The 22,206-nt window shown below is 47.1% G+C and carries 18 protein-coding genes and 1 tRNA gene; 8 read left to right on the top strand and 11 right to left on the bottom strand.

Annotation, left to right across the window (positions count from 1 at the left end):
• The first annotated feature begins 19 nt into the window (after positions 1-19).
• Positions 20-95: transfer RNA gene (locus MHM93_RS16875), tRNA-Glu, on the top strand.
• Between the two features lie 167 nt (positions 96-262).
• On the opposite strand, the gene gloA is transcribed toward MHM93_RS16875, so the two are convergent.
• From gloA to MHM93_RS16830, 9 genes are all read right to left on the bottom strand, one after another.
• Entirely contained in the window at positions 263-661 is a 399-nt protein-coding gene (gene gloA, locus MHM93_RS16870; RefSeq protein WP_239449932.1) for a lactoylglutathione lyase, read from the bottom strand.
• A complete protein-coding gene (nth, locus tag MHM93_RS16865) occupies positions 662-1,300 on the bottom strand; it encodes an endonuclease III (protein WP_022944717.1) in 639 nt (212 codons plus the stop codon).
• Positions 1,301-1,334: 34 nt separating this feature from the next.
• On the bottom strand, positions 1,335-2,033 hold the full coding sequence (locus tag MHM93_RS16860; protein ID WP_022944718.1) for an electron transport complex subunit E: 699 nt from the start codon (positions 2,031-2,033) through the stop codon (positions 1,335-1,337).
• A complete protein-coding gene (gene rsxG / locus MHM93_RS16855; protein WP_239449931.1) occupies positions 2,030-2,671 on the bottom strand; it encodes an electron transport complex subunit RsxG in 642 nt (213 codons plus the stop codon). The genes MHM93_RS16860 and rsxG overlap by 4 nt, the downstream gene beginning before the upstream one ends.
• The gene (gene rsxD, locus MHM93_RS16850; RefSeq protein WP_239449930.1) at positions 2,668-3,726 is read right to left on the bottom strand and encodes an electron transport complex subunit RsxD; all 1,059 of its coding nucleotides are present in this window, start codon (positions 3,724-3,726) and stop codon (positions 2,668-2,670) included. The genes rsxG and rsxD overlap by 4 nt, the downstream gene beginning before the upstream one ends.
• Entirely contained in the window at positions 3,723-6,182 is a 2,460-nt protein-coding gene (rsxC, locus tag MHM93_RS16845) for an electron transport complex subunit RsxC (RefSeq protein ID WP_239449929.1), read from the bottom strand. The genes rsxD and rsxC overlap by 4 nt, the downstream gene beginning before the upstream one ends.
• A 10-nt stretch (positions 6,183-6,192) precedes the next feature.
• Positions 6,193-6,747: an electron transport complex subunit RsxB gene (gene rsxB, locus MHM93_RS16840; protein WP_022946146.1), complete on the bottom strand. Its 555-nt coding sequence runs from the start codon at positions 6,745-6,747 to the stop codon at positions 6,193-6,195.
• A 1-nt stretch (position 6,748) separates the two neighbouring features.
• A complete protein-coding gene (gene rsxA, locus MHM93_RS16835) occupies positions 6,749-7,330 on the bottom strand; it encodes an electron transport complex subunit RsxA (RefSeq protein ID WP_022946147.1) in 582 nt (193 codons plus the stop codon).
• Positions 7,331-7,451: 121 nt separating this feature from the next.
• Entirely contained in the window at positions 7,452-8,480 is a 1,029-nt protein-coding gene (locus MHM93_RS16830) for a LacI family DNA-binding transcriptional regulator (protein ID WP_022946148.1), read from the bottom strand.
• Between the two features lie 487 nt (positions 8,481-8,967).
• Between MHM93_RS16830 and pgi the strand changes: the two genes are divergently transcribed.
• The 5 genes from pgi to MHM93_RS16805 all read left to right on the top strand — a co-directional run bounded on the left by pgi (position 8,968) and on the right by MHM93_RS16805 (position 18,226).
• Complete coding sequence (gene pgi / locus MHM93_RS16825; protein ID WP_239449928.1) at positions 8,968-10,608, top strand: glucose-6-phosphate isomerase; 1,641 nt, start codon at positions 8,968-8,970, stop codon at positions 10,606-10,608.
• A gap of 439 nt (positions 10,609-11,047) precedes the next feature.
• On the top strand, positions 11,048-12,520 hold the full coding sequence (gene zwf, locus MHM93_RS16820; RefSeq protein WP_239449927.1) for a glucose-6-phosphate dehydrogenase: 1,473 nt from the start codon (positions 11,048-11,050) through the stop codon (positions 12,518-12,520).
• Positions 12,520-13,230, top strand: coding sequence for a 6-phosphogluconolactonase (pgl, locus tag MHM93_RS16815; RefSeq protein WP_239449926.1), 711 nt, complete (start codon positions 12,520-12,522; stop codon positions 13,228-13,230). The genes zwf and pgl overlap by 1 nt, the downstream gene beginning before the upstream one ends.
• 759 nt (positions 13,231-13,989) lie before the next feature.
• Complete coding sequence (locus MHM93_RS16810) at positions 13,990-16,638, top strand: TonB-dependent receptor (protein WP_053911501.1); 2,649 nt, start codon at positions 13,990-13,992, stop codon at positions 16,636-16,638.
• A 67-nt stretch (positions 16,639-16,705) separates the two neighbouring features.
• Positions 16,706-18,226, top strand: a complete 1,521-nt coding sequence (locus tag MHM93_RS16805; RefSeq protein ID WP_239449925.1) for a tryptophan halogenase family protein — start codon at positions 16,706-16,708, stop codon at positions 18,224-18,226.
• Here MHM93_RS16805 and MHM93_RS16800 read toward each other — a convergent pair.
• Together MHM93_RS16800 and MHM93_RS16795 are read right to left on the bottom strand one after the other, a co-directional pair.
• Positions 18,223-19,770, bottom strand: a complete 1,548-nt coding sequence (locus MHM93_RS16800) for a tryptophan halogenase family protein (protein ID WP_239449924.1) — start codon at positions 19,768-19,770, stop codon at positions 18,223-18,225. The genes MHM93_RS16805 and MHM93_RS16800 overlap by 4 nt on opposite strands.
• Positions 19,771-19,787: 17 nt before the next feature.
• Complete coding sequence (locus MHM93_RS16795) at positions 19,788-20,483, bottom strand: DUF6445 family protein (protein WP_239449923.1); 696 nt, start codon at positions 20,481-20,483, stop codon at positions 19,788-19,790.
• Between the two features lie 168 nt (positions 20,484-20,651).
• Here MHM93_RS16795 and MHM93_RS16790 point away from each other — a divergent pair, with 168 nt between their 5' ends.
• Together MHM93_RS16790 and adk are read left to right on the top strand one after the other, a co-directional pair.
• Positions 20,652-21,365, top strand: coding sequence for a SapC family protein (locus MHM93_RS16790; protein ID WP_053911505.1), 714 nt, complete (start codon positions 20,652-20,654; stop codon positions 21,363-21,365).
• A gap of 189 nt (positions 21,366-21,554) precedes the next feature.
• Complete coding sequence (adk, locus tag MHM93_RS16785) at positions 21,555-22,199, top strand: adenylate kinase (protein WP_022946156.1); 645 nt, start codon at positions 21,555-21,557, stop codon at positions 22,197-22,199.
• The last annotated feature ends 7 nt before the right edge of the window (positions 22,200-22,206 follow it).

Here is a 22,206-nt window from a genome sequence, read left to right as displayed (position 1 = left end):
TTTGCTGAACCAATTCTGCGTCCCCTTCGTCTAGAGGCCTAGGACACCGCCCTTTCACGGCGGTAACAGGGGTTCGAATCCCCTAGGGGACGCCACTTTCTTCAAGTACTAACTTGAAAAACACCATCTCTTCATAGCTATTAATATCCATCGCTTATAAAAATTCCCGTTATTTTTTTTCTTGCCACAGAAATGCGCATTAAAGCGTGGTTTATTGGAAAAGGATAGGAGCCAAGGGACAACCTTGACTCAGGAGCGTAGCTTAAAAGCTGTTATCAGCCTTTTTCTGGATCAGTTCAATTGCATAGCCATCTGGGTCTTTAACGAAGGCTATTTCTGTAGTGCCTCCTTTTACCGGACCCGGTTCGCGGCTTACTACGCCACCGGCGGCACGAATGTCTTCACACGCTTTGTATATGTCATCGTATTCGATGGCGATGTGGCCATAAGCATTACCGTGATCGTAGCTATCTTCATCCCAGTTATAAGTAAGCTCTAACACGGTAGTGTCTTTTTCCTCACCATAACCGACGAAGGCGAGGGTGTAGCGGTATTGCTCGTTGTCGGCACGGCGTAGCTCTTTCATACCCAGCACATGGGTATAAAACTCGATTGAGCGCTCTAAGTTGCCAACACGCAACATGGTGTGTAATAAACGCATTTATGCTACCTCAGTCTTGTCTTTAAATTCACATAAGTCTTCGATAATACAGCTGCCACAGCGCGGTTTACGTGCCACGCAGGTATAGCGGCCATGGAGAATAAGCCAGTGGTGTACATCTACCTTGAACTCTTTCGGCACGACTTTTTCTAGCTTTTGCTCCACCGCGACCACATCTTTACCCATAGCAAACTTGGTACGGTTAGAGACACGGAAAATGTGGGTGTCAACGGCAATGGTTGGCCAGCCAAAGGCGGTATTAAGCACGACATTTGCAGTTTTGCGACCAACGCCGGGTAACGCTTCTAAGGCCTCACGGTTTTCAGGGACTTCCCCCCCATGTTGTGACACCAAAATCTCGCACATTTTGTACACATTATTGGCTTTGGAATTATATAAGCCGATGGTTTTGATACTCTCACGCAGTGCCTCAAGACCGATATCCAAGATAGCTTGCGGCGTATTGGCACGCGGAAAAAGTTTTCTGGTCGCCTTGTTCACCCCGACATCGGTGGCCTGTGCAGATAAGGTTACTGCCACTAAGAGCTCAAAAGGAGAGCTATATTCCAGCTCGGTTTCTGGGTGCGGATTGGCTTCGCGCAACCGCTCAAGGATGAGTCGGCGCTTATCTTTGTTCATTGTTGCCCCTTGATTGTATGTCGTTAAAACGAGCCTAATCTAAACTGGTCACGCGTGCCCTTGGACCTTTTACTTCCTCAGCGCTAGGCGCGTGTTTGGCTTTAAGCTGCGCGTCAATTAAGTTTTTAGCTGCAATCAGCAAGCCTAAACCAATAAATGCTCCCGGAGGTAAGATCGCCAGCAAGAATTGGTTATCAAAGTGAATAATGTCTAGACGCAGGCTTTGTGCCCATGGCCCCAGCAGTAAGTCGGCGCCATCGAATAAGGTACCTTGACCAATGAGTTCACGCATAGCACCCAATAGCACTAGGATCATGGCAAAGCCTAGGCCCATCATCAGCCCATCCCATGCACTCAACAACGCATTGTTTTTAGAAGCAAACGCTTCTGCGCGGCCGATAATGGCACAGTTAGTGACTATCAGAGGGATGAAAATGCCTAACGACTGATATAAACCAAAGGTAAAAGCGTTCATCAGCAATTGGATAATGGTTACAAACGCGGCGATGATCATCACAAACACGGGAATGCGGATATCTTTAGGCACCCATTGGCGCACCAGGGAGACCGTTACATTAGAGCCCACTAATACCAGTAATGTCGCTATTCCCAGTCCCAATGCGTTAGTGACTGTGCTGCTGACTGCCAGCAACGGACACAGGCCAAGCAATTGCACTAGCGCTGGGTTGTTGCCCCATACACCTTCTTTAAATAAGGTTTTATATTGGCTCATGATTGCTCCTCAGCTAAGCAATGATTGTCTGCTGTTGCGAGCGTGTCAAAGTGTTTTTGTGCATATAAAACGGTGCTTTTCACTGTTGTCACCACTGCGCGAGGAGTAATGGTTGCGCCGGTGAACTGATCAAACATGCCGCCATCTTTTTTCACTGCCCAACGCTCATCGTCTGCGCCTTGCACTTGCCTATTGGCAAACGAGTAAATCCAATCACTGCGTTTAGTTTCTACTTTATCGCCGAGCCCTGGGGTTTCGTTGTGTTTAGTAACTCGCACTCCACTGACGGTGCCATCAGGGTAAACGGCACTGATCATATCTATATTACCACTGTAGCCATTGGCGGCGGTACTTTGTAGCACTAAGGCGATGACCTTGCCTTGCCTGCGAGCACGATACACTGTGTAGCCCTCACGGGGGCCTAACTGCGGGGTATTGACGGTGGTGCAGTCTAAATAAAGGTCGTTGTCATATTGCGATGTCGGCAACACTTGTTGTAACAAGCCTTGTAACTGCTTTTTCTCTTGGATCGCAATTTTGGGCGCGGTGTATTGCTGCACTAAGGTCACAGCACCTGTAGTAATAAGTGCGAATGCAGCTAAAATCCCACCATTTTTCGCCATCGAAGAAATAATCATGATTTTGCTCCGTGACCATAAGTACGAGGCTGGGTGTAATGATCTATGAGCGGCACTGCCATATTCATCAGTAACACCGCAAAGGCGACGGCATCGGGGTAACCGCCAAAGCTACGAATAAGATACACAATAACGCCTATGGCAGCGCCATAAATTAACCGGCCGCGATTCGTGGTTGATGCCGAAACCGGGTCGGTGGCGATGAAAAACGCACCGAGCATAGTGGCTCCGCTTAACATATGAAATGCCAGCCCAGGTTGGTTGCCCGAGTCAAAGATATAGCCGATGCTTGCACACACGGCTAAGGCACTGAGCATCGCCACCGGAATGTGCCAATTGATTACGCGTTGTTGTAGCAGTAGTACACCGCCAACGAGATAGGCCATGTTGACCCATTGCCAAGCGATCCCAGCGTACTCGTCAAACACAGGTTTTTCCATGCTCTCGGCTACAGTTAGGCCATGGCTAATATCGGTGCGTAGGGTGTCCAGTGGCGTGGCCATGGTAACGCCATCAACACCGACACGGATCTGTTCGAGGCTAAAGCCGGCTTCGGTATAGTGTGTGAAGATGAGTGACAGCTCATCGCTAAAACTTAGCGTGTGCTGCATAAGCTCGCTTGGCGGCACCCATAAGGTCATTTGCACCGGGAAGGAAACAAGCAATAGCACATAGCCTGCCATGGCCGGATTAAATAAATTAAAGCCCAGCCCGCCATAGAGCTGCTTAACAAAGACAATGGCAAAAAAACAGCCAATGACAATAACCCACCACGGGGCGAGGGGAGGAATACTGATAGCCAGCAGAAGTCCCGTGAGCCAAGCGCTGCCATCTTGCAAGGTTGGCCAAACTTTACGCCCGCGAATCGCCAGCATAGCGGCTTCGAATACACTCACGCACACTAAGGCTAAAACTAATTGCACCACCACACCTGCGCCGAAAAAATACCACTGTGTGGCAATGCCTGGAAGCGCCGCGAGCGCCACCAATAGCATTAACAGTGTCACTGATTTATGGCTGTGCTTATAAGGTGAACTCATCATATTGAGCTTCATGATGACTCCTCATCATCGTTTTTATCGGCTTCTCGGGCGGCTTTCTTGGCTTTGGCTCGAGCTATTGCGGCGGCTACAGCGGCTTTTTTCTTATCCTCAGGGGAGGAGGGAACGCCACTATCTTCGCCTTCGGCACTTTCAGCAGCAGCATCGGGCTGCTGCGTAGGTGCATTCGCTTTCGCCGCTTTTTTCGCTTTGGCGCGAGCTATTGCGGCGGCCACAGCGGCTTTTTTCTTATCCTCAGCAGAGGATGCCTTGGTCTCGCTTTCGACATTTTCAGCTGCCTCGTCGGGCTGCTGAGTAGGTGCATCGGCTTTTGCCGCTTTTTTCGCTTTGGCGCGAGCAATGGCAGCGGCCACAGCGGCTTTTTTGTTATCCTCAGCAGAGGATGCCTCAATCTCGCTTTCGGCACTGTCAGCGACGGCATCGGGCTGCTGCGTAGATGCATCGGCTTTCGCCGCCTTTTTCGCTTTGGCGCGAGCTATTGCGGCGGCCACAGCGGCTTTTTTGTTATCCTCAGGGGAGGGTGCCCCGGTCTCGCTTTCGGCACTGTCAGCGACGGCATCGGGCTGCTGCGTAGATGCATCGGCTTTCGCCGCCTTTTTCGCTTTGGCGCGAGCAATGGCAGCGGCTACGGCAGCCTTTTTATCTTCTGCGGCTGTGGGCTGGCTATCACTTTGTTCACCTTGCTGGGCTTTTTTCGCCTTAGCACGAGCAACAGCAGCGGCAACAGCGGCTTTTTTGTCATCCGCTGTTGCGCTTGGCGCTTGCTCAGGCTGTTGTTTTTGTGCCTTGTATGCACGAGCCTGCTCTTTTCTTTGCGCACGAGCTTGAGCAACCTCTGAGTTATCTGGCTCAGGGGCTTCACCTTGCGCTTTTTTGGCTTTGGCGCGGGCAATGGCTTCGGCGACTTTTGCCTTGTTATCACCTGGCTCTGTTTTCTTTGCTTTCACGCGAGCCAGGGCTTCAGCCACTTTTTCCTTACTTTCACTGCTTTTAGCAGCGCTTCGGCTGGGCCGTTTGTGGCGGTTGCGGCGCTCTTCTTGCTCGCGCTCTAAGCGTGCTTTTCTCGCTTCGAAGCGTTCGCGTGCACGCTCAGCTTTTACTTGCTCTATTTGTTGTTCGCGAATTTCAGCTTTTGCGACTCTGTAATACTGTACCAGCGGAATTTCACTTGGGCATACGTAGGCGCAAGCACCGCACTCAATACAATCGAATAACTTATGTTCTTCGAGTTTTTGGTACTCTTTGGTTTTGGCAAACCATTGCAACTGCTGGGGTAATAAGCTAGCAGGGCAGGCATCTGCGCAGGCACTGCAGCGAATGCAAGCGCGCTCATCACCGGGCGCCGGCATTTCTTGGTTACTGGGAGCTAATATACAGTTGGTGGTTTTGACTACAGGTATGCGCACACTGGGCAAGGTAAAGCCCATCATTGGCCCACCCATAATCACGCGCTGCATTGGCTCAGGATTAAAACCTTGGAAAGCTAATAAATGCTTTATTTCCGTTCCCAGTAAAGCCCAGACGTTACCTTGTTGCTCAAGGGTTTCGCCTGCAAGGGTGACAATGCGTTCGATCAGTGGCTTTCCGAGTTCTACAGCCTGTTGAATGGCATATAAGGTGCCCACATTTTGTACCAGCACACCGATATCGGCGGGGATCCCGCCAGCAGGGACCTCTTTGGAAGTGAGTATCTGAATAAGCTGCTTTTCGCCGCCCGAAGGATATTTGGTTTCAATCGCTCGGACGATAATATTGTCGTAGTTGGCGCAGGCCTGAGTCATCGCCTCGATGGCCTTCGGCTTATCATCTTCAATACCAATGATAGTCAACTCAGGGCCTAGTAAGTGCTGGATGATATGGATACCGCGCACGATTTCTTCACTGTGCGCTTGCATAAGCACATCATCGGCGCTGATATAAGGTTCACATTCGGCGCCATTAACAATCAAAATATCGATTGGCTGTTTGCTTGCGGTTTTAACATAGGTCGGAAAACCAGCACCGCCCATGCCAGAAATACCAGCATAATGAATGATATCAACTAGTCGCTCGGCACTAAGCTGCTGATAATTAGGGTGAGGCACAAGCTCACACCAAGTCTCTTGGCCATCAGGTTCAATAATAATACTCAGCTCAGGAATGGCTGAAGGGTGCGCCGAGGGCATAGGCGTGATATCTACTATACGACCCGAGGTTGGTGCATGCACGGGCACTGACCAATTAGCATTGGGGCGAGTGAGAGCCTGGCCTTTTAATACCTGCTCACCTGCGCTTACTAATAACTGCCCCTCAGCACCAATGTGCTGTTTGATTGGCAGCACCAGTTTTTCGGGCAAAGGCAAGCTGTGAATAGGGAGCGAGTTCGTTTTATGTTTATGGGTAGGCGGATGAATGCCACCAGGGCTTTGCCATAACTCACCGCGACGAATACGTGATAATAAAGAGTCCACACTACACCTCTTAATCTATCTGAGTCACGGGGATGGCATCGAGCTGCCATTTCCACGTTTGTTTACTTTGCGCTAGAGGGATCATATCAATGCAATCCACCGGACAGGGCTCAACACACAAATCACAGCCAGTGCACTCATCTTTGAGTACGGTATGCATTTGTCGTGTTGCCCCAACAATGGCGTCGACCGGGCATGCTTGGATACACTTAGTGCAGCCAATGCATTCGTCTTCGCGAATGTAGGCAACTTTTTTCTCTGGCTCTGCTTCCTCGCCACCGGCGAGTGGCTTCGCTTCTACCCCCATTAAGTCGGCTAGCTTCTTAACAGTTGCTTCACCCCCTGGCGGGCATTTATTGACATCATCACCGTTGGCAATGGCTTCGGCATAAGGGCGACAGCCAGGGTAGCCGCATTGACCACATTGAGTTTGTGGCAAAATGGCATCAATTTGCTCTACCACAGGATCGCTTTCAACTCGGTAGCGCACAGCAGCAAAACCGAGGATCACGCCAAAAATAAGGGCCAGTACACCCAGGGCGATTAAGGCATAAAATAAGGTCATATTAAAACGTTACCAATCCGCTGAAGCCCATAAAGGCCATCGACATAAGTCCCGCCGTTACCATAGCGATTGCTGCACCTTTGAATGGCACGGGTACATCGGCACCGGCCAAACGCTCACGCATGGCGGCGAATAAAACCAGTACCAGAGAAAAACCAACGGCAGCACCAAAGCCATATACGGCAGATTCAACAAAACTATGCTGCTCTTTGATATTTAACAGGGCAACGCCGAGTACGGCGCAGTTAGTGGTAATTAACGGCAAAAAGATACCTAACAAGCGATAGAGCGTCGGCGAAGTCTTCTGCACCACCATTTCGGTAAACTGCACCACCACGGCGATCACCAAGATGAAACTCATAGTACGCAAAAAGGTGAGCTCTAAAGGCAGCAAAATATATTGATTGACCAGGTAGCTGGTGACGGAGGCCAGCGTCAATACAAAGGTGGTGGCCATAGACATGCCCACGGCGGTGTCCAGCTTACTTGATACGCCCATAAAGGGGCATAGGCCAAGAAACTGTACGAGCACGAAATTGTTTACCAACACGGTACTGACGAGCAGTAAGAGATATTCCGTCATAGCTACCCAAAAAACTGAAAAGAACCCGCGTATTATCCTTATTTCTCGGTCATTTCACAACAGTTGTAAGGGCTTATACGAACAATACAGCGGTGACGAGCACCGCTTTTAAGGCGTTTACCTAGCTCAATGGGCCTGAGCTATCGCGCATCACTAATGAGGGGGTGAAAGTGCGAATAATTTCTTTATCTTGATTACGGGCTCCCCGAGTCTTACTAAAAAGCAAGCGTGCGGCGTGCTGAGAGATAACATCGTTATCCTGATGCGCGGTGGTCAGCTTTGGCCAAGTTTGTTTGGAGAAGGGCGAGTCTTCAAACCCCGTGATCGATAACTCATCGGGAATAGCCATATCCATAAGGCGTGCTGCAAAGAGTGCGCCTGCTGCAATTTCATCGTTACCACCCATCACCGCACTGATATCCAAACGGTTCCCTTCTTTAAGCAGTGCTTTAGCACCATTGACGCCAGATTCAAATGAGTAATCGCCGCGATAAATTAGCTCTTCACGTACCTTAATACTATGATCTTGCAAGGCTTGCTCATAACCAGCGAGTCGTTCGGTGGTTGATTTGTGCCCCTGATCACCACAAATGAAAGCGATGTTACGGTGTCCTAAACTTATCAAGTGAGACGTAATTTCGTAAGCAGCAGCGTAGTCATTTACATATATACACGGGCTAGTCTGTTCGCTATCACCACGGCCAGAGAGAATGCGTACATAATGCATACCCATCTCATCGAGCATATCAATCAATGCTTGCTGTTCTGAAAGGGGTGGGGTTAACACTAGGCCTGCGATACGCGAGCGCTTGATCATGGTTTTTAGTTCTTCTTGCATAGTGCTATCGGCATAACTGCAAGGGTGAATGACCAACTCATAACCCTCCTTTCGACAGTGAGACAATACCCCGTTTTGCATATCAATTACATAATAGGCGTTGGGGTTATCATACACTAGGCCAATGGCATAAGAGGATGTTCCTGCAAGGTTGCGGGCAGCTAGGTTAGGTTGGTAGTTTAATTCGTTTACAGCGGCCATAACGATATCGTGCGTTTTCTTGCGCACGGACGGCTCGTTATTTATTACTCGCGAAACCGTTTTCATTGATACACCAGCTAGTTTCGCGACATCATTTATCGTTACTTTCATGTTCTTTTCTTATTATGTCTGTGTTGGCACACAGGTGTTGTCATTAAGAGTAGCAGACACAGAGGTCACTATCGCGGTGGACCTGTTTTGCTTAAGCGTGCTCTATTATTTCCTTGCCGATAAAATCGCTTTGGCGTTGCTGTAGAGCATTTACATCGCTTAAAACGCATACATAGCCATGCTTCTCCATGAGTGTATCTAAAGTTAAATGCAAATAGCAGAGAAAATTTTAAATTTTCCTCATGATACCGGTGTCAAAGACGAAATTATGCGCTATGATCCCTCCACTAAAATCGCAAATTAGCAGATTGACAGCGTTGTCATTTTAACTTAATGTTAACGCCGTTAGGTTGAATTTCGTATATTTGCAGGTAAAAAAGTATCCTCGCTGACAATTCACTTTTTCACAGCGAGCCTTTCGTATTTTTACCTAGCGCTAATGATAGTAACAATAGCCCCATAAGCAAGGACTTAAAGGAAGTATAAAATGGTAGCAAGTCGTTCACAACTAGCGAGCTGGCAGAGCCTAGAAAAGCGCGCTCAGGAATTACAAAACACCCATTTGAAAACGCTTTTTGCAAACGATGGTGCGCGTTTCAACACTTTCTCCGTTCAGGCTCCTGGCATTTTATTCGATTATTCTAAGCAGCTAATTAACCAGCCGGTGAAGGACGATTTACTTCGTTTAGCTGAGGACTGTGAATTAGCGCAGTGGCGCGACAAGATGTTCGCGGGTGAAAAAATTAATTTTACCGAACAGCGCGCCGTTTTGCATAGCGCGCTGCGCAAGCGTGACCAATCGGCGATTATCGTTGATGGCGAAAATGTGAGCGAGCAAGTCGAGACTGAATTGGAGAAAATGCGCGCTTTTGTTGCCAAAGTGCGCTCAGGTGAGTGGCTCGGATTTAGCGGCAAGGCTATTCGCCATGTTGTGAGTATAGGCGTGGGTGGCTCAAACCTGGGTCCACAAATGGCCACTGAGGCTCTCGCAAGCTTTGCCGATGACACCCTAGACGTACATTATGTTTCCAACGCCGATGGTGTACAAATTGCGAAAGTACTGGATGCGGTTGACCCTGAAACCACACTGTTCGTTATTTCCTCAAAGACTTTTACCACCTCTGAAACTATGACCAACGCCCAAACAGCGGTGCAATGGTTACAAGATGCTACGAGCGAAGCGGGTGCAATTGCTAAGCACTTCGTTGCTGTGAGCACCAATTTAGAGAAAACCTCTGCATTTGGCATCGCGCCTGAGAATGTATTTACCATGTGGGATTGGGTCGGTGGTCGATTTTCAATGTGGAGCGCAATTGGTTTACCTATCGCTTTATATTTAGGTTTCGATGCCTTTATAGAGTTGCTTGAAGGGGCATTTGAAATTGACCAACACTTCAAAAACCAGCCAATGGCGAACAACATCCCGGTGCTGATGGGGCTATTAAGTGTCTGGAATACCACTTTCTTAGACCATAAGGCGCAAGCTATTTTACCCTATGACCAAGCATTGCATATGCTCCCCGCCTATTTACAGCAGGGGGAAATGGAAAGTAACGGTAAGTCAGTTAATTTTTCCGGTTCTCGCGTTAATTACACCACAGTCCCGCTTATTTGGGGCATGACGGGAATAAATGGTCAGCACGCGTTTTATCAATATTTACACCAAGGCACCACCATCGTTCCGGCAGATTTTATTGGCTCGATTAAGCCGCAAGTGGAAGTGGGTGAGCATCATCGCGTATTGATGTCGAACTTTTTTGCGCAAACCGAAGCCATGATGAATGGTGTCAGTGCTGAGCAAATCCGCGATGAGCTCACAGCAAAAGGGATCAGCTCCGAGGAAATTGACCAATTGGTTGCTCACAAAGTACATCAAGGCAATCGTCCTACTTCTTCGATACTGTTAGACAACGTGGATGCGAGAGGACTTGGCCGCCTCATTGCGTTGTATGAACACAAAATTTTTGTCCAAGGTATCATCCTTGAAATTTGCTCTTTTGATCAGTGGGGTGTGGAATTGGGCAAAGGATTGGCGAAAAGCATTGAAGCTGAGCTGAGCGATGGCCAAGTCGGCGATCACGATAGTTCAACAGCCGGATTAATGAATTATTATCAAAGTAAACGATAAACAGAATTTGCTGCCTAGGCAGCACAGCCGAGTAGCGCTGGAGGGCTTAGAGGGGCAGTGTGGTTTTACTGACCCTCTAAGACTCTATTTCCTTTACGGACCAGCACAAAAGAATACCTTTGAACGGGTAGCGCTGGAGTCTTTAGGGCCTGTATGTTTGTGAGAGGACGTATAGTTACCCTAAGACTCATTTATTCTAAAGCTCCGATAACACGAAAACTGTGTCGGAGCTTTGCCATTTTCATTTAGGTGGATTTGGCCGCTGACTTCGTATTCATCGATGTGAGTGTGAAAACTGTCACAGGATAGAGCCGCGAAAGGTTATACTGTCCTCATAATAACAAGTATTATTGGCTCGATAGATAGCCGATGAGAGCAGCCCCTAGGGTGTGAATCTGCATCCACACGAAATGGGCACCAAACAGGTAGAGAGTAAATCATGCTAAATCCTTTTGATATTATCATTTTTGGCGGCGGTGGCGATTTGGCCTTGCGCAAATTGCTTCCGGCGATGTATCGCGCTTATCAGGAAGGGAACCTACCACAAGGGACACGCATCCTCCCCACTGTTCGTGGCGCAGATAAACGTGACGAATATATTGATACCGCGCACAAAGCAATGAAAGAGTACTTGGCCAAAGGTGAGTACAATGCCAAAGATTGGAAGGCGTTCGCTGAGTTCCTTGTACCAGTCGTTGTCAATGTGACCGAGGCTGACAGTCATTGGGATGAGCTAAAAACGATTTTAGATGAGCACGAAGCAGATAAATCATGTGTATTCTACTTATCATTGCCGCCAGCAGTGTATGGCACCTGCTGTGAAATTCTCTCTGCTAAAGAGTTGATTACTGATACCTCACGTGTGGTGGTTGAAAAGCCCATCGGCTACTGTGGTAAGTCAGCAGAAGAGATCAACGCGAAAATTGCACAATTCTTCAGTGAAGAGCAGATTTTCCGTATTGACCACTATTTAGGCAAAGAGACGGTTCAAAACCTGATGGCGTTGCGCTTCTCTAACTCTTTGTTTGAGAATTTATGGGATGCCAAGTCGATTGATAATATTCAAATTAGCATCTCGGAAACGGTGGGCCTTGAAAGCCGCGCGGGCTTCTATGATAAAGCCGGCGCGCTGCGTGATATGGTGCAGAACCACTTGTTACAATTACTTTGCTTGGTGGCGATGGAGTCGCCGCATAAGCTCAATGCGAACTCCATTCGCACTGAAAAATTAAAAGTGCTTGAGGCGTTAAGGCCGTTAGTGGGTGAGCAAGTCGATGAAAATATCGTACGTGGCCAATATGTACCAGGCGATCTCGACGGTAAACTCGTACCGGGGTATTTAGAAGAACTGGGTGAAGGCTCAAGCGCGACAGAAACCTTTGTCGCTATCAAAGCGCATATCGATAACTGGCGTTGGGCTGGCGTGCCATTTTATTTGCGCACAGGCAAACGTATGCATAAGCGTTGTGCGGAGATTGTTGTTGAATACAAGCCGGTCTCGCACAATGTGTATGAGCAAGATGTCGGTCCTATCCAGCCTAATCGCCTGGTGATCCGCCTGCAACCAGAGGAAAGCATCCAACTTACGCTGATGTCTAAGCGTTTAGACAATCTAGAAATGCAACTAGAGCCTGTTACGTTAAATATCGAGCTTTCAGAAACCTACTCAAAGGGTTTCCATTCAGATGCCTATAAGCGCTTAATGTTGGATGCGGCGGCCAATAACCCAGCGCTATTTATTCATCGTGACGAAGTGCGTCAAGCATGGAAATGGATTGATCCTATTATCGAACGTTGGCAGGAAAAAGGGATCCCGTCCCTATACCGAGCTGGCTCATGGGGCCCAGATGATGCAGATGAGCTTTTAGCAACAAATAACCACCGTTGGTTTAATACTGGGGAGGGCGCGTAATGGCGAATATTACAGAACACTTCTTTGATTCCAAAGAGCAGATGACCGCCAGTTTGGCAGAGTCACTAGAGCAGCGCTTAACCCAAGGTCTCGCTGAGAATAGCCGTGCAGCGCTGATGGTATCTGGCGGCTCATCGCCGGCTCCGGCCTATAAGCACCTATCAAACCTTGATATTGATTGGCACAAAGTGGATGTTGCTATGGTTGATGAGCGCTGGGTTGATGCCAGCCATGAGAAAAGTAACGAGACTTTCATCAACAATACCTTGCTGCAAAATAAGGCTGCGCGGGCTAACTTTATCACCATGAAAAACGCAGCCCCGACTGCTGAGCAAGGCGTTGATGCATGTGAGCAGCACTATCAGCAAGTGCACCGCCCTTATGATGTAACCATTTTGGGCATGGGACCGGATGGCCATACTGCGTCTCTTTTCCCGCACGCGCAGGGTTTAGAAATTGGGCTTCAAGCAGAGCAACTGGTATGTGCTATTAATGCGATTGAAAGTGAGGTGACAGGAGCGATTACCGAGCGAATGACATTAACGGTGCATGCTATTGCCCAATCAAAGGTCGTGAAGTTACTTATCAGTGGTGAGCAGAAGCTTGCAACTTATAAAGCGGCTAAGCAGCAAGGAGATGTTGCAGAGATGCCACTGCGAGCAATATTGCAGCATCCCGATATTGAGCTCGAGGTGTATTGGGCTCCTTAACCGTATGACTATCAATAATGAATAGCAAAAGCGCGGCAATAGCCGCGCTTTTGTTTTTTAGGGATGTAAGCTAAATGGCTGACAGTTTAGCTTTTGGTATCCTGCTAGAAGGCGCAAATCAATGGCTGCAAAATCGTACCTCCAAGTTTTTGTAAGCAAATATAGATTTAATTGCAATGGGCACTAGACGGCAGCAGAATATTTGCATAGAATAACAATGACAGCGCTGTCATTGTTATTGATAATTAATTGTGACCCTTGAAAAGATACAAACGCTTCTGCCCGATGCTCTGTATTAAAGCGCCGCTCAACTATTATCTTTTGTATAAAAATAGTGCTATGAGAATAGTTGTTGTTAAAGTTATCCAAATGGGAGTAGAACAGGGGATGCTTTAAGCATTTTAAAATTATTCTTACTTTTACAGGTACTTAGTCGCTCACTTAGCGGTAAGTAGAATCAAAGCTGCCCTCTTATTTACCTTAATCAGAAACCAAGTTGTCAATTAGGCTTTACTTTTGTTGTCACATTTGTGTTATATTCATCTCGATTTCACACTAGCAGAGCTAAATTCACCTCTATTAAATGTTCACTAAATCATAGAGTTAAATATTAACTCGCGGTTTTTTTAAACAAAAAAGCCAAAAAGATGTAGCGAAATTGTAATTTAGGGTGTATGGTTTGTTAGTAGATGACAGCGTTGTCATCATCACTGGGCAGAAGTGATAAAAAAATCAACAAAATGATTCAAGGGGAATCCTGTGTTAGCTAAAAATTTTAAAAAAAGCTTATTAGCAGTGAATATCGGCCTTGCTATGGGTGCTGGTTTTTCCGGCGCAGCAGTAGCGGCTGATGCACAAACTCAAGCAAAAGAAGATGTTGAAGTAATTGAAGTGCGCGGTATCCGCCGCTCATTAGAAGCGTCAATGAATACCAAACGCTTTGCTAATGCCGTGGTAGACGCGGTGTCAGCAGAAGACATTGGTGAATTTCCTGATAATAACCTTGCCGAGGCTCTAGGTCGTGTACCTGGTGTTACTGTTTCTCGTCAGTTTGGTGAAGGTTCAGCCGTCTCTATTCGTGGTGCGTCAAACTCGCTGACATTAACCACGCTAAATGGTCAGAATGTAGCCTCTACAGGTTGGTATTCACAACAAGCCATTGACCGTACCTTCAACTACTCTATGCTTCCACCAGAAATGATCGCTGATATGGAAGTATACAAGTCATCGCAAGCAGACCTGTTAGAAGGTGGTGTCGGCGGTACTGTAATCGTAAATACCCGCAAGCCTCTAGATTTAGAGCCAATGACTATTTTCGGTAGCGTCAAAGGTTCGGGTTCTAGCCAGTCAGATGAAATTGATCCAACCGTTTCTGGGTTAGTCAGTTGGAAAAACGAAGCTGAGAATTTTGGTGCATTAATTTCTGTTGCACAATCGGACTATACACTGGAACGTCGCGGTGATGAGGCGTTACCCATTTGGGGTGGTCGTATTGCGCCAACTGCTTTTGTGCAGGAGCGTGAGCGCACAGCCTATGATATCCAGCTTCAATACGCACCAACTGATGCACTTGAGTTCGGCGTGCACTATATGAATCTTGAGTTGGGCGCTGATGGCGTAAATAACCAGGTATGGATCCCACAAGATACGTCTAACTGTGAAGCGCTGAATGCCGATGGTGTGCCAGAGCGTTGTACTTCATCGCAACAGTGGTTTGACGACACAGGTTTAGGTGCAAACAGCTATTGGGACGTGCGTCCACGTAACGCAACAATGGAAACTGAACTGATTGCCGCAGACATGAAGTTCTTAGGCGATGGCTTCACGGTTGAAGTTCAAGTGGGTACATCAGAAGCCACGGGTGGTACCAATTTTGAAACCAACGTTGCTTATATTTCGGGCCTAGGCGGCTCGGTAGGCACACTTGATGGCACGGGCACGAATTGGATTTTTGATACCGAAGATCAATCTTATCCATTGCCTGCGGCTGGCGAATACGTTGGCTGGGAAGGTTTACAGCCGGGCGCGATCGTTAATGAGCCGCGTACGGATGAAGAAACGTATGCACAGGTAGATGTTGAGTTCGAAACAGACTTTGAATACATCACGTCAATTAAAACCGGTTTACGTTGGTCCGATCACGATGTTGTTCGTGACAAGAACCGTCCTAACTTGAACTTTGATGGTGCCGCAGAGGCCGAAATCGTTGATGCTGACCGTTTCACCGATGGCCGAATTGATGCTGGCATGAGCGATATCTCTATCCCTAATGGTGATGGCGCTGAGATGATTGCTTATACTCAAGAGTTCATCGAAAGCTGGGCTCGTGAACGCTCAGGGTATGCATCACTAAATGAAGAGACGGTGGCTGCCTATGTAATGGCGAATTACTCAGGTGAAAATTTCCGTGGTAACTTCGGTTTGCGTTATGTGTCAACTGAAGCAAGCTCGCAAGCCTATGCTTTAGCCCCTGGTTTTGTCGACCCAACGCATGCATTTAACAATGGTTACTCGACAGCTTTAACAACTGAAGAACATGACTATTCAGAGGTTTTACCTAGCTTTAACTTAGCCTATGACCTTTCTCAAGACATGATCTTGCGTGTGTCTGCTGCGACCGTTATTTCTCGTCCAAACTACAATGACATGTTCAGTAATGCTGCATTAGCAGGTTATGACGACAACGACGATAACAACCAGTCGGTCACCAAAGGTACTCCGTCACTGAGCCCATTTAAAGCGAACCAAGCTGATGTTGGTGTTGAGTATTACTACGCACCGTCTAGCTTAATTGCAGGTAGCTTCTTTTGGAAAGACGTTGACACCTTTACCACAAATACAGAACAACCAGGTCAAAGTATTGGTATCGTTGACCCAGGAACAAACACCGACAACTGGCGTGTAGAAACGTACACAGACGGTGACGGTGGCACCATTTATGGTGCAGAGTTCCAGTTGCAGCATACGTTTGATAACGGTTTCGGGGCTGTTGTAAACTACACTTACTCTGATTCAGATGCCAATGCAGAGAACTTCGTAGATGGCAACTCTGTATTCTCTGATGCATCAGAGCACACAGTGAATACAGTGGCGTTTTATGAGACCGACGCACTATCATTACGTGCAGCCTATACTTGGCGTTCAGAGTACATGATTCGTGAAACGGGTTTCTACGGTAGTCGTCTACACGAAGACTTTGGAACATTGGACTTAAGTGCGAGTTACGATATCAACGAGAACTTCACTATTATCGCCGATGTTACAAACCTTCTAGAGGAAGACAGCATCCAGGTTGGTAACCACCAAAACTGGACTGACACTGATAACCCACGCTTCAGTCGTGGATACCCAGCGTATAATTATCAGGGTGAGTCGCGTTACTCTGTTGGTTTACAATTCCGCTTCTAAAGCGATATTGTTGATAAAACCCGAGCTCATGCTCGGGTTTTTTGTTTAGGCAAGTGGCAGTTTGAAAATGAAAAAATTGAGAAAAGTCGTTATTGTCGGTGGTGGTACATCTGGCTGGTTGGCTGCAAATCACATTGGCAAGAGACTATTAGGCAGCGATATTGAGGTGTGCTTAATTGAGTCACCTACTATTCCAACCATTGGCGTCGGTGAGGGCACTGTGCCGATGATGGTCAGTACCTTACAAAGTTTTGGTATTTCCGAGCAAACCTTTATTACCCAGTGCGATGCGACGTTTAAACAATCAATAAAGTTCATAAACTGGCTTGATAAACACCACCATGGTGAACATAACTATTATCATCACTTGTTCGAATACCCCTTTCCAAATAATCAAGATGTCACGCAAACTTGGCTCAGTGACACAACAACCGCCTCATTCGCCGAAACCGTTTCGTTTCAACATATGCTCTGTGAGCAGGGTGTCGGCCCTAAGGCGATAACTCAAGCGCAATACACTGGCCACGCCAGTTATGCCTATCACCTTAATGCGCTCAAGTTTGCCCAACTATTAAAGGACAATGCCACATCTCGGTTCAACGTGAAGTTACTGAAAACCAACGTAACAGCGGTAAAGTGCAATGATGAAGGCCATATCAGTGAGCTGCAAACTGACGATAGTGGCCAAGTCAGCGGCGATTTTTTTGTTGATTGCAGTGGCTTTTCGAGCATTTTGCATCGACAAGCCTTGGGCGTTAAATCAGTGGATGTAAGTGATCAGCTGCCGATTGATAAAGCCATTACGGCCCAAGTCCCGACCTCTGCAGATGATGCTATTCCACCTTACACGTTGGCCACAGCACATCAGGCCGGGTGGATATGGGACATTGCCCTGACCACACGACGTGGGACCGGCTTTGTGTATGCCAGTGACTACTTAACAAAAGAGCAGGCATATACCAAATTTGAACGCTATTTAGGTCAGCCGTTGTCAGGCTTAAAAGTACGGGAAATTGACATGAAAGCGGGGTTCGCTGAGCGGGCTTGGCATAAGAATTGTGTGGCTTTAGGGCTTGCTCAAGGCTTTGTTGAGCCTTTAGAGGCTACCTCCATTCTGCTGACTGACTTTAGTGCAAAGCTGTTGGCCGAGAATTTGCCAGTGCAGCATCATGCGCTAGCGTTAGCCGCTAAGAAGTATAACGAAATTGTCGATTATGCATGGCGCCGAGTCGTCGATTTTATCCAATTGCACTATTATCTTTCAGATCGTCAAGACTCTGCGTTCTGGCGGGCAATGAAGTCAACTGACAGCATGTCTGTGGTGCTCAAAGAACGCCTTGCGTTGTGGCAATACCAAGTCCCTAAGAAGTCTGACTTTAACTCTAAATATGAAGTGTTTGAGCTAGAGAACTACTTGTACATTCTCTATGGTATGCATTTTAAGCCATGCGCTCATTTAGTTGCCAAGGCTGAGCATAAAGAGTTGATTACTATGCTAACAAGCTATGGTGAGCAGCTGCTAAAGCAGCTGCCTAAGCACCGAGCCTTGCTTAACAATATAGCCCAACATGGGCTGCAGAAAATTTAGCTTTTACACGACGCACCAAACGCTTCGAGCAATGCTCTGTTTGACAAGAGCTTGCTTGCGGCACTGCGTTTTTGTGCGGCGATTGAGGCAAATGCCTTGTCGATGATCTCCTCGTTGATTGGCGCTTTTTCAACGTAGTCAGGTAAAAACTCTAATCCATAGAGAATGTATTGCCAACTAGCGAGAGTAAACAGGTCGTATTTGTAGGGTAAGTCGCCATCGGTGATACCGTAATGCTGCCAAGCCTTGAGCTTTTCCTGCAGTGAGGCAGGAATGGTCTCGGGGTTTTTCTGCTCTCGCCAAAAAGGGGTATCATCGCGCTTGGTGAGACAATAATGCAGCTTAATGAAATCGATAATGTTGTCCCAACGGGATGTGAAAATACGATTGTATTGTTTTTCTCTCTCGAGCATTGCTTCTCGAGTTGCAGGGAAACGGGCGGCAAGAGAGCGCACTCCCGCCTCAACCATGGCTATAGCGGTTGCTTCCAAAGGCTCGACAAAGCCACTGGAAAAACCGATAGCACAGCAGTTCTTGGCCCACGATTTTTCTCGGTAACCGGTTTTGAAGCTGATATGACGATAGCGCTTCTCACTATCATGGGCAATACCATGATAATCGCACAAGGTTTTCTCAGCCTGCTCTTTGGAGCAGTATTGTGAATTGTAAACATAACCGGTGCCTCGGCGATTTTGTAAGGCAATATCCCAAATCCATCCGGCGTCCTGCGCCGTGGACACCGTATGGGTCGTGATAGGGGTCTCGGCATCGGCATATTCCACAGGTAACACAACGGCGGTATTGACTGTGAGGTAGTGGCTCTTATCAACAAAGGGCACGTTTAGAGCTTTTGCTAACAGCAAAGAGGAAAAGCCCGTACAGTCGACAAAAAAATCAGCGTCATGCTGGCGTTGCTGCTTATCAACTAAGTGCGCGATGAAACCTTGCTCATCAAGCTCTACTTGCTCAATATCTGCAACAATATGCTCAACCTGTAACTTGTTCATTGCATGCTTTTTGAGTAACTGACCCAGCTTTGCGGCATCGAGGTGGTATGCATACTTGGCAAGCCAAGCATATTCTCCCGTCTCAGGTGTCTTAGGTGCGAGGTTTTCGTCGCACAGGAATGACTGCACCGACGTCGCGTGGGCAAAATCTTGTTGCATCGTGCCTTGGTGTTTTCGGCTCACCCAATATGCGCTCAAATCAAGGCCTTTTGGTTTGGCAGGGGGATCAAATGGGTGGTAATAGGCATGAGGTTTATCGCTTGGGTTATATAACCAGTTTTTAAAAAGAGCGCCTTGCTTAAAGCTGGCGTCACACGCAGTGATAAACTCTTTTTCAGAGAGGCCAATCTCATACAAGGTATTGACGATAGTGGGGAAGGTGCCTTCACCAACGCCAATTGTGGGGATAGTGTCTGACTCAATAATACTGACTTTAATATCCCGTCCGGTTCGCTTGAAACTACTGGCTAAGTAGGCCGCGCTAAGCCAGCCAGAAGTGCCGCCGCCAACGACAATAACACGTGATAAATCTTTCATTCTTATTCCTTTATTTTTTATTCTAAGTAGAAAAAGGAAGCGACACTCAGACGACCATTATCTATATCATCTTGCTGATTATGTTGTCCCTTTAAATCAGCGCTGTGCAATATATTGCCTTGATAAATAATGATTCTATTGAATTTCGCCGGCACACTCAGTACTCGCTCGAAAAGGTCAGAGTCGCCCTGAATATAACCATCAAAACTATGTGCATGATGCTGAATTGATTTAAGCATGTTTTTGACAGCGTTGTCATCACTAAACTGCGCCATTCCCGTTGGCCGGTAGCAGTAAAAGGAGGTGCCGCCATGTTGCTCAGAGCATAAATAGTGCACGGTTGCATAGTCTTTACTATCTAAGCTATCGATATGGGGAGCTTTTTGAAAGAGCGAAAGTTGAGACTCTTTCACCGTGGTCAGAGATAACTCGTTTCTGTAAATATCTACTTTACCATCAAGTTGCAACACTCCTCTGTCGCGCAGACTATTGAGTAATTCTGATAGCGCGCGTTTATAAGGCAAAGGCATTTTGTCGCGTTTACCTGGATAAAAAGAGCGGTCTGTTCCCGGTGGGTTAAAGTATGCGGTGGTTTTGGCATAGTGAATGACTTGTTCAGGGTTAGCTAAGAAGTCATCAACGACCACCACGCTTTCATTGGTTGCAGGAATTGCAATGACGTTCGCTTGGTAATCTAAATTCAGTGTATACATTGGTTTTAGCTTGTAACGGGTTAGACAGCATTATGTTAGCCAAAATCAATTGGAGTCAAATGCGATGTTCCGTTGCCACAAAATTTTCACTTCCTTTTTCCTAGTAAAACCGCTAGCCTTAGTGCCACTAGCTAAGTAACAAATACGTAAAATTAATGGAGCAGTAATATGGCGGAGCAACAAGTGCAGCCTTTGCATAACGAAAAACATGCCAACACAAAAATCAAAAATGGCATTAACCTAGAATTTTTGAAAACTCAGCACCTCGTTCCTGTAGTTGCTCACGAGTTTGGTCGTGTTGCTAACGAATTTCCGATGGCATTCGTTAAAAATAATGAAACTGGCAAATTTCAAGCGGTAGCGATTTTTGGACTTGAACCAGGTGAAAACCTATTTGTAGATGGCGATAAGTGGGTAGCAGGTTTTGCCCCATTAGCTGTAACTCGCTACCCGTTAGGTCTTGTTAAGCACCCAGAAGAAGAGCAGTACGGTGTAGTTATCGATGAAGCTAGCCCGTTGGTAGGCGAGGAAGACGGTAATGCGCTGTTTGAAAATGGCGAAGAAACTGAATATCTGAAGCGTCGTAAAGATGCACTTGTGTCGTTCATTGAATTCTCTGGCGTGACTGAAACCTTCACTCAGTATCTTGCAGATAAAGAGCTATTGGTACCTCAAACGCTGACTGTGGATATCAAAGGCGAAAAGAAAGATATCTCAGGTATCTATCTAATTGATGAGAAAAAGTTAAATGAGCTAAGCGACGAAGCCTTCTTAGAGCTTCGCAAGCGTGGTTACTTAGCGCCTATTTATTCGTTCCTAACGTCTACTCACCAAGTGGGCCGTCTGGCGCGTTTAAAAGCTCAGCGTGATGCTGACGCATAAATCGCATAAATCGCATAAAGCGTGAGAAAGCCCAGCAATTGCTGGGCTTTTTTGTACCTGCTTGTTCAGTTATTACACGAATATGAAAATTGGACCAAAGTTTTATCTCTTTACCCTTGAGTAACGTCGGCCCATGTGAAAAAATTTGAGTTTATTTTGTAACCCCAACTCAGACACGAGGAATCAATTATGCGCATCATCCTATTAGGCGCACCCGGTGCAGGTAAAGGCACGCAAGCTCAGTTTTTAATGGACAAATACAACATTCCGCAAATCTCTACCGGCGATATGTTGCGCGCAGCTATTAAAGAGGGCACACCGCTTGGCTTAGAAGCGAAAAAGGTGATGGATGCCGGGCAACTTGTGTCTGACGAGATTATTATTGGTCTTGTAAAAGAGCGTGTCGCCAAGGCTGATTGTGAAAACGGTTTCTTGCTAGATGGTTTCCCACGTACCATCCCTCAAGCCGATGCAATGAAAGAAAATGGCATCGATGTCGATCACGTGATTGAGTTCGATGTGGCTGATGAAGTGATTGTTGAGCGTATGGGCGGACGTCGTGTTCACCCAGGTTCTGGTCGTGTTTACCATGTGGTTTACAATCCACCTAAAGTGGATGGCAAAGATGATGTGACCGGTGAAGATTTGATCATCCGTGACGATGATACTGAAGAGACAGTACGCAAGCGTCTTGCTATATATCACGAGCAAACTAAGCCGTTAGTTGATTATTATCAAAAAGAAGCGGCTGCTGGCAACACCCAATACCATAAACTCGATGGTACCCAAGCTGTTGAAGCAGTCAGCCAGCAGTTAGCCGAATTGCTAGGCTAACCCGGCA

Source organism: Pseudoalteromonas sp. MM17-2 (assembly GCF_022347945.1).
GTDB lineage: Bacteria > Pseudomonadota > Gammaproteobacteria > Enterobacterales > Alteromonadaceae > Pseudoalteromonas > Pseudoalteromonas ruthenica.
This window is presented reverse-complemented; position numbering and strand designations above follow the sequence as displayed.

Excerpts from the sequence above, each read along its gene's own strand:
- nth (WP_022944717.1), bottom strand. The coding sequence starts at position 1,300 with ATGAACAAAGATAAGCGCCGACTCATCCTTGAGCGGTTGCGCGAAGCC.
- rsxA (WP_022946147.1), bottom strand. The coding sequence starts at position 7,330 with ATGACGGAATATCTCTTACTGCTCGTCAGTACCGTGTTGGTAAACAAT.
- zwf (WP_239449927.1), top strand. The coding sequence starts at position 11,048 with ATGCTAAATCCTTTTGATATTATCATTTTTGGCGGCGGTGGCGATTTG.
- pgl (WP_239449926.1), top strand. The coding sequence starts at position 12,520 with ATGGCGAATATTACAGAACACTTCTTTGATTCCAAAGAGCAGATGACC.
- rsxB (WP_022946146.1), bottom strand. The coding sequence starts at position 6,747 with ATGACCTTATTTTATGCCTTAATCGCCCTGGGTGTACTGGCCCTTATT.
- MHM93_RS16830 (WP_022946148.1), bottom strand. The coding sequence starts at position 8,480 with ATGAAAGTAACGATAAATGATGTCGCGAAACTAGCTGGTGTATCAATG.
- pgi (WP_239449928.1), top strand. The coding sequence starts at position 8,968 with ATGGTAGCAAGTCGTTCACAACTAGCGAGCTGGCAGAGCCTAGAAAAG.
- MHM93_RS16795 (WP_239449923.1), bottom strand. The coding sequence starts at position 20,483 with ATGTATACACTGAATTTAGATTACCAAGCGAACGTCATTGCAATTCCT.
- MHM93_RS16800 (WP_239449924.1), bottom strand. The coding sequence starts at position 19,770 with ATGAAAGATTTATCACGTGTTATTGTCGTTGGCGGCGGCACTTCTGGC.
- rsxG (WP_239449931.1), bottom strand. The coding sequence starts at position 2,671 with ATGATTATTTCTTCGATGGCGAAAAATGGTGGGATTTTAGCTGCATTC.
- rsxD (WP_239449930.1), bottom strand. The coding sequence starts at position 3,726 with ATGAAGCTCAATATGATGAGTTCACCTTATAAGCACAGCCATAAATCA.
- MHM93_RS16860 (WP_022944718.1), bottom strand. The coding sequence starts at position 2,033 with ATGAGCCAATATAAAACCTTATTTAAAGAAGGTGTATGGGGCAACAAC.
- adk (WP_022946156.1), top strand. The coding sequence starts at position 21,555 with ATGCGCATCATCCTATTAGGCGCACCCGGTGCAGGTAAAGGCACGCAA.
- MHM93_RS16805 (WP_239449925.1), top strand. The coding sequence starts at position 16,706 with ATGAAAAAATTGAGAAAAGTCGTTATTGTCGGTGGTGGTACATCTGGC.
- MHM93_RS16790 (WP_053911505.1), top strand. The coding sequence starts at position 20,652 with ATGGCGGAGCAACAAGTGCAGCCTTTGCATAACGAAAAACATGCCAAC.
- gloA (WP_239449932.1), bottom strand. The coding sequence starts at position 661 with ATGCGTTTATTACACACCATGTTGCGTGTTGGCAACTTAGAGCGCTCA.